The 12,815-nt window shown below is 63.5% G+C and carries 12 protein-coding genes; 5 read left to right on the forward strand and 7 right to left on the reverse strand.

Annotated features, from left to right (window positions below):
* The first annotated feature begins 44 nt into the window (after positions 1-44).
* Positions 45-1,718, forward strand: coding sequence for a DUF4153 domain-containing protein (locus LOY45_RS01125; protein ID WP_258578641.1), 1,674 nt, complete (start codon positions 45-47; stop codon positions 1,716-1,718).
* Between the two features lie 57 nt (positions 1,719-1,775).
* Here LOY45_RS01125 and LOY45_RS01130 read toward each other — a convergent pair whose 3' ends face one another.
* A complete protein-coding gene (locus tag LOY45_RS01130; RefSeq protein ID WP_010222172.1) occupies positions 1,776-2,972 on the reverse strand; it encodes a class I SAM-dependent rRNA methyltransferase in 1,197 nt (398 codons plus the stop codon).
* Positions 2,973-3,180: 208 nt separating this feature from the next.
* Here LOY45_RS01130 and LOY45_RS01135 point away from each other — a divergent pair, with 208 nt between their 5' ends.
* Together LOY45_RS01135 and mutM are read left to right on the forward strand one after the other, a co-directional pair.
* Positions 3,181-3,993: an HDOD domain-containing protein gene (locus LOY45_RS01135; RefSeq protein ID WP_166675626.1), complete on the forward strand. Its 813-nt coding sequence runs from the start codon at positions 3,181-3,183 to the stop codon at positions 3,991-3,993.
* 3 nt (positions 3,994-3,996) lie between these two features.
* On the forward strand, positions 3,997-4,809 hold the full coding sequence (gene mutM, locus LOY45_RS01140; protein ID WP_115089419.1) for a bifunctional DNA-formamidopyrimidine glycosylase/DNA-(apurinic or apyrimidinic site) lyase: 813 nt from the start codon (positions 3,997-3,999) through the stop codon (positions 4,807-4,809).
* Positions 4,810-4,815: 6 nt separating this feature from the next.
* Here mutM and ggt read toward each other — a convergent pair whose 3' ends face one another.
* From ggt to LOY45_RS01170, 6 genes are all read right to left on the reverse strand, one after another.
* Positions 4,816-6,504 carry a gamma-glutamyltransferase gene (gene ggt, locus LOY45_RS01145; protein ID WP_258578642.1) on the reverse strand — a complete coding sequence of 563 codons (1,689 nt, stop codon included), beginning with the start codon at positions 6,502-6,504 and terminating at the stop codon, positions 4,816-4,818.
* Positions 6,504-6,755 carry a YfhL family 4Fe-4S dicluster ferredoxin gene (locus LOY45_RS01150; protein ID WP_038997674.1) on the reverse strand — a complete coding sequence of 84 codons (252 nt, stop codon included), beginning with the start codon at positions 6,753-6,755 and terminating at the stop codon, positions 6,504-6,506. The genes ggt and LOY45_RS01150 overlap by 1 nt, the downstream gene beginning before the upstream one ends.
* A 108-nt stretch (positions 6,756-6,863) precedes the next feature.
* Positions 6,864-7,343, reverse strand: coding sequence for a pantetheine-phosphate adenylyltransferase (gene coaD / locus LOY45_RS01155; protein ID WP_115089417.1), 480 nt, complete (start codon positions 7,341-7,343; stop codon positions 6,864-6,866).
* Positions 7,344-7,455: 112 nt separating this feature from the next.
* Complete coding sequence (locus LOY45_RS01160) at positions 7,456-9,054, reverse strand: GMC family oxidoreductase (protein WP_115089416.1); 1,599 nt, start codon at positions 9,052-9,054, stop codon at positions 7,456-7,458.
* Between the two features lie 27 nt (positions 9,055-9,081).
* Entirely contained in the window at positions 9,082-9,615 is a 534-nt protein-coding gene (locus LOY45_RS01165) for a twin-arginine translocation pathway signal protein (RefSeq protein ID WP_115089415.1), read from the reverse strand.
* 25 nt (positions 9,616-9,640) lie between these two features.
* Positions 9,641-11,074, reverse strand: coding sequence for a coniferyl aldehyde dehydrogenase (locus tag LOY45_RS01170; protein WP_115089414.1), 1,434 nt, complete (start codon positions 11,072-11,074; stop codon positions 9,641-9,643).
* A 150-nt stretch (positions 11,075-11,224) separates the two neighbouring features.
* Here LOY45_RS01170 and LOY45_RS01175 point away from each other — a divergent pair, with 150 nt between their 5' ends.
* Positions 11,225-11,890, forward strand: coding sequence for a TetR/AcrR family transcriptional regulator (locus tag LOY45_RS01175; RefSeq protein WP_115089523.1), 666 nt, complete (start codon positions 11,225-11,227; stop codon positions 11,888-11,890).
* Positions 11,891-11,929: 39 nt separating this feature from the next.
* Complete coding sequence (locus tag LOY45_RS01180) at positions 11,930-12,784, forward strand: sulfurtransferase (RefSeq protein ID WP_258578643.1); 855 nt, start codon at positions 11,930-11,932, stop codon at positions 12,782-12,784.
* The last annotated feature ends 31 nt before the right edge of the window (positions 12,785-12,815 follow it).

The raw sequence follows: 12,815 nt of genomic DNA on the forward strand, positions 1-12,815 counted from the left end.
GTAGACTTGCGCCCTTCGCACCCCACTGGCCAAAAGGATTTGCAATGCCTGCGATAAGTCGATCTTTACTGTTCTACCTGGCCATCGGCCTGATTCAGGGCCTGGTGTTCCTCTACGCCAGGCACGTCCAAATCGATATCGCCGGGCTGCCATTCGGCCTGTGCGCCGCCGTGCTGGTGGCCGGGGTCAACCTGCAACTGCTTGGCAGTGCAGTGCTGCATCGCGGTACGGGCTGGCTGGTACTGGGCCTGACGCTGCTGATCGGCTTTATCAGCAGCTGGACCTTCAGTCAGGACACCCTGGGCTGGGTCTGGCAGAGCTCATGGGTGGCTACGGTTGCCGTCACCTACATCGGCACCGCCTTCATCCTCAGCTGGCCGACCCGCGAAGGCCTGCGGCTGCGCTATGAAGACCTGTTCCGGCATGCCTGGAACAACATCTTCATCGTCCTCCTGGCACTGCTGTTCACCCTGTTGTTCTGGCTGCTGCTGTGGTTGTGCGGACGCCTGTTCCTGATGCTCGGCATCCCCCAGGTCGAAGACGTGCTGACCTCGGCGCCAGTAGTGCGCATCGGCCTGGCGGTAGTGTTCTCCCTGGGGATGCGCATGGGCCTGGAGAACGAAAAAGTCATCGGCCTGCTGCGCGGCGTGCTATTGACCCTGTGTCGTGTGTTGCTGCCACTGAGCGCACTGATCGCCGTACTGTTCAGCCTGATGCTGCCGTTTACCGGGTTGCAACCGATCTGGAATACCGGCTACTCGACCACCATCTTGTTGTTGCTGGTGGTCATCAACCTGTTTTTGGTCAACGGCGTGTTCCAGGATGGCCATCAGGCCAATCCCTATCCGAGCGTGCTCAAGCGCCTGGTCGAGGCCTGCTTGCTGTGCTTGCCGGTACTGGTGGCGCTGGCGGGCTATTCAAGCTGGTTGCGGGTAAATCAGTATGGCCTTACGCCTGAGCGCATCCTCGCCCTGTTGCTGATCGGTGTGATGCAGGTTCACAGCCTGGCCGCACTCTGGGCAGTGTTCGCCTCGCGCCACGGCTGGTTGCACAGCCTGCGGGTCAGCAACCCGTGGATTGCCCTGCTCAGCGCGGTGCTCGTGGTGCTGTTCTATACGCCGCTGCTGAACCCTTTGCAGCTCAGTGCAAACAACCAGGTCGAGCGTCTGCTTAGCGGGCGTACCGCGATCCAGGAATTCGATGCCAGAACTTTGTACCACCGCCTGGGCAAGCCGGGACGTGAGGCGTTCAAGGCGCTGGAAGCGCGGCTCAAGACTGACGAACTGTTCGACGCCGAAGGACGGAAAAAGCTGCAGTGGATCATGGATGAAGCCCACCCGCTGTACGCCGACGACAGTCACGCCCCGAACCTTGAATGGCTGGGGCCTGAGCAACCTGGCAGCGAGGAGTTCGCCACGATGGTCATGGCCCTGAGCCAATGCGGCGGCAAGGGTTGTTTCCTGTGGGGGGTGGACATGGATGGCGACGGGCGCAACGAAGTGTTGATGATCCCGCGGCACACCTACGCATCCAGCGTTTTCCTGTTTGCCCGCGAGGGCAAGGGGGAGTGGCGCGAAGTCGGTAGCCTGCACAGTATTCGCGATAACACCGAGCGACTGGTTCAGTTGATCCGCAGTGGGCAGATGAAACCGGTGATGCCACGTTACAAGACGCTGACCCTCGATGGTATCGATTTGACCTGGCAGCCCAACCGCTAGCGTATTGCAGGCAAAAAAATCCCGGCACCTGGCCGGGATTTTTTATTGCACCACGCCTTAGCTGTTCGGCAGCAGGCGGCAGGTGATGCTCTTGATGTAGCGGGTTTCCGGGATCGCCGGGTGGACCGGGTGATCCGGGCCCTGGCCGCCGCGTTCGAGCAGCTGGATGTTGCGGTCCAGGTGGCGGGCGCTGGTCAGCAGGATGTTCTGCAGGTCGTCTTCCGGCAGGTGCATCGAGCAGGATGCACTGACCAGGATGCCGTCCTTGGTCAGCAGGCGCATGGCTTGTTCGTTCAGGCGGCGGTAGGCGCCCTCGCCGTTTTTCAGGTCTTTCTTGCGCTTGATGAAGGCGGGCGGGTCGGCCACGATCACGTCGAAACGCTCTTCGGAGGCCTTGAGCTCTTTCAGCGCTTCGAACACGTCGCCTTCGATGCAGGTCAGCTTCTCGGCAATGCCGTTGAGCCCGGCGTTACGCTCGACGCCGTCCAGGGCAAAGCCCGAGGCATCGACGCAGAACACTTCGCTGGCGCCAAAGGCACCGGCCTGTACGCCCCAGCCACCGATGTAGCTGAACAGGTCGAGCACGCGCTTGCCTTTGACGTACGGCGCCAGACGCGCGCGGTTCATGCGGTGGTCGTAGAACCAGCCGGTCTTCTGGCCTTCCATGACCGGCGCTTCGAACTTCACGCCGTTCTCTTCCAGGGCCACCCACTCCGGTACTAGGCCGAACACGGTTTCGACGTAACGGCCCAGGCCTTCGGCATCGCGCGCGGCCGAGTCGTTCTTGAACAGGATGCCGGTCGGCTTGAGCACCTGAACCAGGGCGGCTACGACGTCATCCTTGTGTTGCTCCATGGTCGCCGAAGCGAGCTGGACCACCAGGATGTCGCCGAAACGATCGACCACCAGGCCCGGCAGCAGGTCGGAATCGCCATACACCAGGCGGTAGAACGGCTTGTCGAACAGGCGCTCACGCAGCGACAGGGCAACGTTGATGCGGTGCACCAGCAGCGACTTGTCCAGGGCCAGCTTGGCGTCACGCGACAGCAGGCGGGCGCAGATCAGGTTGTTCGGGCTCATGGCAACGACGCCCAAAGCCTTGCCGCCGGCGGTTTCGAGGATCGCCTGGTCACCGGCCTTGAAGCCATGCAGCGGGGTCGCGGCGACGTCGATTTCGTTGCTGTAGACCCACAGGTGGCCAGCGCGCAGGCGGCGGTCGGCATTGGCTTTGAGACGAAGGCTGGGCAGGGACATGACGTCGCTCCGGGAAAAAAGAGCGGGATTATAGCGCGATGCCTGCCGTGTCGATGGGGAATAGCGACAAATTGCAACAGAGCGATGGCCTTTAGCTTCACCCCTGGCCAGTACGATCGGGTTAGAATCGCCGCTCAGCCCCGAGTGTGTACTTATGTCCCAGGAACTCTCCGCCGAACAGATCCAGAACGCCCTGCAAGGCATCAGCGTGCCGCCGCAGCCGCAGATCATGGTTGACCTGCAGTTCGAACAATACATGCCCGACCCCGACCTGGAGGTGATCGCCAAGCTGATCTCCCAGGACCCGGGCTTGTCCGGGGCATTGCTCAAGCTGGTCAACTCGCCGTACTACGGCCTGAGCAACAAGATCGCCTCGATCCAGCGTGCGGTGAACCTGCTCGGCAGCCGCTCGATCATCAACCTGATCAATGCGCAGTCGATCAAGGGCGAGATGAGCGACGACACCATCGTCACCCTCAACCGTTTCTGGGACACCGCCCAGGACGTGGCCATGACCTGCCTGACCCTGGCCAAGCGCATCGGCTCCCAGGCGGTGGACGAAGCCTATGCCCTGGGCCTGTTCCACGATTGCGGCGTGCCGCTGATGCTCAAGCGCTTCCCCGAGTACATGAGCGTGCTCGAGGATGCCTACGCCAGTGCCGGCGCCGAACAGCGGGTGGTCGATACCGAAAACCAGGTGTTCAACACCAACCATGCGGTGGTCGGGTACTACACCGCCAAGTCGTGGCGCCTGCCCGAGCACCTGAGCAATGCCATTGCCAACCATCACAACGCCCTGGCGGTGTTCAGCGATGACTCGGCGCGCAACAGCCAGTTGAAGAACCTGCTGGCGATCCTGAAGATGGCCGAGCACATCTGTGCCTCCTACCGGGTGCTGGGCAACCAGAGCGTCGACCACGAATGGAATACCGTCGGGCACCTGGTGCTCGATTATGTCGGCCTGTCCGAGTATGACTTCGAGAACCTCAAGCAGACCATTCGCGAACTGGGCGGTCACTGATCCATGCCGGAATTGCCAGAAGTCGAAACCACCCGGCGCGGTATTGCGCCTTACCTGGAAGGCCAGCGGGTCAGCCGGGTGATCGTGCGCGACCGGCGCCTGCGCTGGCCGATCCCCGAGGACCTCGACATTCGCCTGTCCGGGCAGCGTTTCGTCAAGGTCGAGCGGCGCGCCAAGTACCTGCTGCTCAATGCCGAGGTTGGCACCCTGATCAGCCATCTGGGCATGTCCGGCAACTTGCGCCTGGTCGAGATCGGCCTGCCGGCGGCCAAGCACGAGCATGTGGATATCGAACTGGAGTCGGGCCTGGCCCTGCGCTACACCGACCCGCGGCGCTTTGGGGCGATGCTGTGGAGCCTCGATCCGCTCAATCATGAGCTGCTGATCAAGCTCGGCCCGGAACCCCTGACCGATCTGTTCGACGGCGAGCGGCTGTTCCAGCTGTCACGCGGCCGCTCCATGGCGGTCAAGCCGTTCATCATGGACAACGCGGTGGTGGTCGGGGTGGGCAATATCTATGCGACCGAGGCGCTGTTCGCCGCTGGCATCGATCCGCGCCGTGAAGCCGGGAGCATTTCCCGGGCGCGTTACCTGAAGCTGGCGATCGAGATCAAACGCATCCTGGCCTGCGCCATCGAGCGCGGCGGCACCACCTTGCGCGACTTTATCGGTGGCGACGGCCAGCCGGGCTACTTCCAGCAGGAACTGTTCGTCTACGGGCGTGGGGAAGAGCCGTGCAAGGTGTGTGGCAGCATCCTGCGTGAGGTCAAGCTCGGCCAGCGCGCCAGCGTCTTCTGCCTACGCTGCCAGAAGTGAAGGTGTTTAGCGCGGGCTGAGCACCTGCGCGGCGCCCACGCCGCGGGGGTCGCTGGCGGCTTCGAGGGTTTGCCCTGCCTTGTCCCAGTACAGTACTTGCTGATTGCCGTAGGTCCGCCCCAGGTCCTTGAGCTGGTAGCCGCGTGCCTGCAGTTCACGCTGCTGCCCGGTGCTGAACGCCCCCGGCTCGTGCTCGACCACATCCGGCAGGTACTGGTGGTGATAGCGCGGCACCGCCGGCCAGTCGGCCACCGGCTTGCCCTCAAGAAAGCCCATCATCGACAGCAGCACCATGCTCGGAATGCGGCTGCCGCCCGGTGTGCCGAAGGCGGCGAACTGGGTCGGGCTCTCGATAAAGCTCGGGCTCATGCTCGACAGCGGCCGTTTACCGGCGGCCACGGCGTTGGCCTGGCTGCCGGCCAGGCCATAACTGTTGCTGCCACGCGGGTCGGCGGCAAAGTCATCCATTTCGTTGTTCAGCACCACACCGGTACCGGGGGCGCTGAAGGCGGCGCCGAACGGCAGGTTGACCGACAGTGTCGCGGCCACGGCATTGCCGTCGGCATCGATCAGCGCAAAGTGAGTGGTGTGATCACCTTCGCGCCAGGCCGGGGCGGGCGGCAGGCTGTTGCTGGGCGTGGCCTGGTGCGCGTCGATGCTGTCGGCCAGCGAAGTCAGGTAATTGCGTGCGAGCAGTTGTGGCAGCGGGTTGGCGACGTAGTCCGGATCGCCGAGCAGACCGCGGTCGCGATAGGCCCGGCGCAACACTTCCAGCACGTAATGACTGCGCTGCACCGGCTCGGCGCTTTGCCAGGGCAGGCGCTGCAGCATCGCCAGGCTCTGGGCCAGGGCCACGCCACCGGCCGAGGGCGGCGGAGCGCTGATCAGTTCGCGCTGGCCGGCAAGCTGGTAGCGCAGCGGCTCGCGTTTGGCGGTGCGGTAGTTGGCCAGGTCATCCAGGCTCCAGATACCCCCCGCAGCTTGTATGCCCTCAACCATGGCCTGAGCGGTAGGGCCGGCATAGAAGCCGTCGCGGCCCTGGCTGGCGATGCGCTCAAGGGTAATGGCCAGTTGCGGTTGGCGGATCTGAGCGCCAAGGGCCGGTACTTCACCATTGATGAGGAACAGCCGGGCGCTTTCCGGGTCGTCGCGCAATGCGCTCAAGCGCATCTGCGCGCGGTCGCGGTAAATGCGGTCGACGGCAAAACCCTGGTTGGCCAGACGAATGGCAGGAGCCAGGGTGCTTTGCAGCGGCAGCTTGCCGTAATGGGCAGCGAGATCCGCGAGTGCTGCCGGCAAGCCGGGAATCGCTGCCGCCAGCGGGCCATTGATCGACAACCCCGGCTGGACCTTGCCGTCCTTGAGGTACATGGCTTCGCTGGCTCTGCCTGGCGCGCGCTCGCGAGCGTCGATAAAGGTATAGCGTGCGGGCGTTTCGCCTTCGCGCAGAAGGAAGAATCCGCCGCCGCCAAGGCCGGAGCCATAGGGCTCGACCACCGCCAGCGCGGCGCTGACGGCAATGGCGGCGTCAAAGGCGTTACCGCCCTGCTCGAGAATTTCCCGCGCAGCGGCGGTGGCTTCGGCATGGGGTGTGGCAATCGCCGCGCGACCCGGGCCTTGTGCCTGGGCACAGGCAGCCCCTAGCGCCAGGGTGGCGCCCAGTACCAGCGGTATGAGTCGGGCGACGAACGGCATCAGGCCTTGCCGGTGATTCGGCGGTATTTTTCCATCAGCTGCGCTTCGGTCTCCGGATGGGCTTCATCCAGAGGGATGCAGTCTACCGGGCAGACTTGCTGGCATTGCGGCTCGTCGTAGTGACCCACGCACTGGGTGCACAGGTTGGGGTCGATCACGTAGATCTCTTCGCCTTGAGAGATCGCAGCGTTCGGGCACTCGGGTTCGCAGACGTCGCAATTGATGCAATCGTCGGTGATGATCAGGGACATGGGGACTCCGGCCAGGGCTCAGAACCCAGGCATTTGAAAACCAATGGGCATAATTGTGCCGCATTAGCGCCCGCAGTGCACGCGGGCGCCGTGGTCAAATCGCCAATGTCACTTTTTGAAGCGTTCGGTCAGGGCCTCGGCCACCACCGGGTGGACGAATTTGGTGATGTCGCCGCCCAGCGCCGCGATTTCCCGGACCAGGGTCGAGGAAATGAACGAATAACGCTCCGAAGGGGTAAGGAACAGGCTCTCGACGTCGGGGGCCAGCTGGCGGTTCATGTTCGCCAGCTGAAACTCGTACTCGAAGTCCGAAACAGCCCGCAGGCCGCGCAGGAACACATTGGCCTGCTGTTCCTTGGCAAAATGCGCCAGCAAGGTGGAGAAGCCGAGGACTTCGACATTGGGCAGGTGCTTGGTGACCTCACGAGCCAGTTCCACCCGTTGCTCCAGCGGGAACAATGGGTTTTTCTTCGGGCTGGCGGCGACCGCAATGATCACTTGGTCGAACAGCCGCGAGGCTCGCTCGACCAGATCGCCATGGCCCTTGGTAATAGGGTCGAAAGTACCTGGGTACAACACTCGGTTCATCGCGTCGTCCTGGCAGGAGTGCGTTGGGGAGTCGGATGGTATCGCAGCAATGGCGGTCGGCCAAGTCGCCCGCGCACGCTGAAGGCACTATAGACAGTGAGGCCATTTGTTGTCATCTGCCGGCTGCCAGTCGCTCGGCCAGGGCGTCACTGAGCCGCGCAGTCAGGCCATACACTGACAATTGCGGGTTGGCACCGATGCTGGTGGGGAACAGTGAACCGTCGTGGATCGACAGGTTGGCCAGCTGATGATGCCGTCCCAGGCTGTCACACACTGCCTGGCGTGGGTCCTCGCCCATGGCGCAGCCGCCCATGACATGGGCGCTGCCCAGGCGGGTACGAAACAGCTCAAGATTCAGCCCGTCGATCATTTGTCGGGCTTCGGCCAGGGTTTTCACATGGCGGGCATCGCTGTGCACCGGCAGCACACTTTCGGCACCCGCCGCGAACTGGATCTCGGCCATGCTCTGGAAAGCCCGGCGCACGCCATCCCAGGCATAGGGCGAGACCTGATAGTCGAGCACCGGCGAGCCATCGCCACGCAGTTGCACCTCGCCACCGACGCTGTCCGGGTGAAAACCGTCGCGCAGCAGGGCGAGCATTACGTGGGTATGCGGCAGTTGCTCCATGCGCAGGGCGTTTTCTTTGCCGAAGCTGCCCAGCAGGGTGCTGGCCAGCGCTGGATGCAGGGGCGGTACTTCGAGCTTGTAGCCAATCGGCCCGCTGACGCCGTCGCGCCACTGGAAATGGTCGGAATAGATCGACTGCGGCGCACCGTAGAACGGGTTGACCTGGTCCTTGAACAGCCCGGCGCTGAAGTTGACCAGGTGCAGGAAGGTGCGTTTGCCCAGGCGCTCGTGGGGGTCCGGAGCCTCGGAGCGCAGCAGCAGGCCCGGGCTGTTGATACCGCCACCGGCGAGGATGTAATGCCGGGCCTTGACCCGGATTTTGCGGCCGGTCGGCTCGACGCAGCGCGCGTCCATGGCCACGCAGTGCAGACCGCTGATCTGTTCACCGTTGTGTTCCAGGCGCTCGGCCCGGGCCAGATAAAGTAGCTCGCCGCCGTGCTCGAGGGTCGCTGGAATGCTGGTGACCAGCATCGACTGCTTGGCGTTGACCGGGCAACCCATGCCGCAATAGCCCAGGTTCCAGCAGCCGCGCACGTTGCGCGGGATCACCTTCCAGTTGTAGCCCAGCGCTTCGCAGCCGCGGCGTAGCGCCTCGTTGTTGGCGTTGGGCGGCATGATCCACGGCTCGATGCCCAGGCGTTGCTCCATACGTGCGAACCACGGCGCCAGTTCGGCGCTGCTCAGGCCCTTGACGCCATGTTCCCTGGCCCAGTGCTCCAGCGTGGGCTCGGGTGTACGAAAGCTCGAGGTCCAGTTGATCAGGGTCGTGCCGCCGACCGCGCGGCCTTGCAAAATGGTGATGGCGCCGTCCTTGCTCATACGGCCGATCCCTTCCTGGTAGAGGCTGGCGTAGGCCTGGTCTTCGAGCATGTGGAAGTCGCTGCTGGTTTTCAGCGGGCCTTCTTCGATCAGCAGCACCTTGAAACCGGCGGCGCTGAGCAGCTCGGCACTGGTGGCACCCCCGGCGCCGCTGCCGATGATGGCGATATCGGTTTCCAGGCTCAGGTCCTGGTCCAGGCGCGAGGCGTCACGGGTTTTCCAGCCACGGCCAAGGCCGTCGCGGAACAGGTCGGGTACGGGCATCTTCAGCCTCTTGTCGTTATGGGGGGATCAGACCTTGGGTGGCCCCGGGTAGCCGCAATGGGCCCAGGATTCAGGCAGTTCGTACCAGGCCATGTGCAGCAGTTGCAGCAGCGAGGCGTGGCCCATGCGCAGCAGGTTCAGCGAGCTGTCCTGCCAGCGTTGCAGAAAGGCTTCGATCTGCGTGCTGCTGGCGTTGTCCCAACTGCCCCAGATGCCGGTCAACGGCCCGCGGGTGACCGCCATGGCAAGCACGTCGAACAGCTGCCGGGTCAGCTTGAGCATGGCCGGCGACAGGGCAGCGAGCTTGTTGTCCAGCCTGCGTAGCAAGGCTTCGCGGTTGTCCGCCGCCTTGGTGCCGGCCAGAACTACCGGAATCAGGGCCTGAACAATCGGCAGGTCGTTCTGGCGCAGGGCAGTGAAGCCGCTGGCCGGTGTTTGCGCCGAGCAGCCGCTGAGGCTGGCACCCAGCCCGGCAGTGGCGAGAAAAGCGCTGGCGCCGAGGCTGAGCTTGAGCAGCCCGCGCCGGCTCAGCGCGGGGTTTACAGGCAGGCTTGTGGTCATTGTTATCAGGCCCGAGGATGGTTTTTCAGCGAATGAACAGTTTGTACACCAGCTTCAGCAGCGCCTTGCCGTAGGGCGGGTAGATCAGCCGCGCGGCATTCAAGCGCTGCTTGGCGAACACCGCCTTGGCCTTGCTGAAGGTCAGGAAGCCCTCATGACCGTGGTAATGGCCCATGCCCGATGGGCCGATACCGCCGAACGGCAGGTCGTCCTGGGCGACGTGCAGCAGGGTGTCGTTGAGGCACACGCCACCGGAGTGGGTCTGCTCCAGTACCCGTTGCTGTTCGCTGCGTTCGTAGCCGAAGTAGTACAGCGCCAGCGGGCGCGGGCGCTGATTGATGTAGGCCAGCGCCTGGTCGAGGTTGTCGTAGGGCACCAGCGGCAGCAGCGGGCCGAAGATCTCGTCCTGCATCACGCGCATCTCGTCGCTGACCTTCAGCAGCAGGTGCGGTGGCAGACGGCGCCCCTGGCGCGGCTCTTCGGGATACAGATCAATGATCTCGGCGCCCTTGTTACGCGCATCTTCCAGGTAGCTCTCCAGGCGGGCCAGGTGGCGTGGGTTGATGATCGCGCTGTAGTCCCGGTTGTTGGCCAGGGTCGGATAAAAGCGCCGCACCACGTTCTGGTAGGCACTGGCGAAATCGTCCAAGCGCTCGCGTGGCACCAGCACGTAGTCGGGTGCCACGCAGGTCTGGCCGGCATTGAGGGTCTTGCCGAAGGCGATGCGTTCGGCGGCGTCGGCCAGTGGCACGCTGGAAGAGACAATGGCCGGCGATTTGCCGCCCAACTCCAGGGTTACCGGGGTGAGGTTTTGCGCGGCGGCGAGCATCACCTGGCGGCCGACACTGGTGGCACCGGTAAACAGCAGGTGATCGAACGGCAGGCGCGAGAAGGCCTGGGCAACGTCGGCTTCACCCAGCACCACGCTGACCAGGTCTTCGGGGAATACCTTGTCGAGCAATTGCTGGAGCAGCAGGCCGGTGGCCGGTGTGGCTTCGCTGAGCTTGAGCATCACCCGGTTGCCGGCGGCCAGGGCGCAGGTCAGCGGGCCGATGGCGAGAAACAGCGGGTAGTTCCACGGCACGATGATGCCGACCACGCCCAGCGGCTGGTACTGCACCTCGGCGCTGGCTGGCTGGAAGGCCAGGCCGACCTTGCGTTTCGAGGCTTTCATCCACTGCTTGAGATGTTTTTCAGCATGGCGCAGGCCCTGGATGCTCGGCATCAGTTCAGCCAGCAGTGTTTCGTCGGCGCTACGCCCGGAAAAGTCCTCGTTGATCGCTGCGATCAGGGCGTCCTGCTGGCCGAGAAGCGCAGTGCGCAAGCTCTTGAGCCATTGCAGGCGTTGTGCAGCCGTGGGCCGGGGGTTATCGGCAAAGGCCTGGCGCTGCTTGGCAAACAGCGCGTCGAGGGCGTCGAATTCAGTGAGCGGCAGGGAGCGGGTAGCGTCGGCGAGCATGCGAAACTCCACGGCAAGGCAGGTTTTCTAGAGCATATACTCTAATATGTGTGCTGTGCGACTGTTTTTCACAGCGTCTGCAGGTACATACCGGTGTGGATACACCGTAAGATGGACCTATTCATTCAAGCTCAACGCCTGGAATTGATCATGGCCCCGCGTATCAAGACCCGCGAGCGCATCGTGCAGAACAGCCTGGAGCTGTTCAACCAGCAGGGCGAGCGTAGTGTCAGCACCAACCACATTGCCGCGCACATGGAGATTTCGCCCGGCAACCTGTACTACCACTTCGCCAACAAGCAGGAAATCATCGCTGTGCTCTTCACTCAGTATGAAGAGCTGGTGGAAAGCTTCCTGCGCCCGCCGCAAGGGCGTCTGGCCACGGTGGAAGACAAGCGCTTCTACCTCAAGGCGCTGCTGGCGGCGATGTGGAACTACCGTTTTTTGCACCGCGACCTGGAGCACCTGCTCGACAGCGACAAGGAGCTGGCCGCCCGATACCGGCGTTTTTCCCAGCGCTGCCTGCTACAGGGCCAGGCGATCTACCGGGGCTTTGTCGAGGCCGGCATCGTCGAGATGGATACCGTGCAGATCGAGTCGCTGACCCTCAATGCCTGGATCATCCTCACTTCCTGGGTGCGCTTTCTCTGCACCACTCGCGAAAATTCCGCGCACCTGAGTGAAGAAGCCTTCAAGCGCGGTGTCTATCAGGTACTGGTGCTGGAGCTCGGCTTCGTCACCGCCAAGGCGCGCCCCGCCGTGGATGCCTTGTGCCAGGAATTCTACGTTTCGCTTAACCAGGCGCTGGAGCAATAACGCCCGGGCCTTATCCGTTCAATCGTTCAGGAGACTGTCATGCCCCTCGCGCAACTGATCACCGCCCAGCAATTGGCCGAACGCCTGGAGGCGCCGGCGCTGGTGATTCTCGATTGCCGTTTTGCCCTGGAAGACATCGATTATGGTCAGCGCAGTTACGCCGAGGGGCATATCGCCGGAGCGTATTTTGCCGACCTGGAACGCGACCTCAGCGGGCCAATCATTAAGGGCGTGACCGGGCGTCATCCGTTGCCGGAGCCAGAGCAACTGGTCGAGCGGCTGCGGGCCTGGGGCATCGACAATGACAGTGAGATCGTTCTTTACGATGACGGCCCGGGCGCCTTCGCAGCCCGGGCCTGGTGGCTGCTGGCCTGGCTAGGCAAGCGCAGCGGCGTATCGATCCTGGATGGCGGCCTCAAAGCCTGGCACGCGGCCGGGCTGCCGTTGAGCCTCGACCCGCCAGCCAAACGTGAAGGCACCTTCAGCGGTGAGCCGGACGACAGCCTGGTGCTGGATGCCGCGCAGCTGGGCGAGCGCCTGGGCAAGCCCGAGCTGACCCTGATCGATGCCCGTGGCTTGCCGCGTTTTCGTGGCGAGGTCGAACCCATCGACCCGGTCGCCGGGCACATCCCAGGCGCGCAGTGCGCGGCATTTACCGACAACCTGGGGGCGGATGGACGGTTTTTGCCGGCCGAGCAGCTCAAGCAGCGTTTTGCCGAGAAACTGGGCAAGCGTTCGCCAGAGCAGTTGGTGGCTTACTGTGGCTCCGGCGTGACGGCTTGCCACAACCTGTTTGCCCTGGCGCTGGCGGGGTATCCGCTGGGCAAGTTGTATGCGGGCTCGTGGAGTGAGTGGATTACCGATCCCAAGCGGGCGGTGGCCACCGGCGACTGAGTAAGCCCTTGTTGGGCTGCAATGCAGCCTT

This window comes from Pseudomonas wadenswilerensis (genome assembly GCF_024749185.1).
GTDB lineage: Bacteria > Pseudomonadota > Gammaproteobacteria > Pseudomonadales > Pseudomonadaceae > Aquipseudomonas > Aquipseudomonas wadenswilerensis.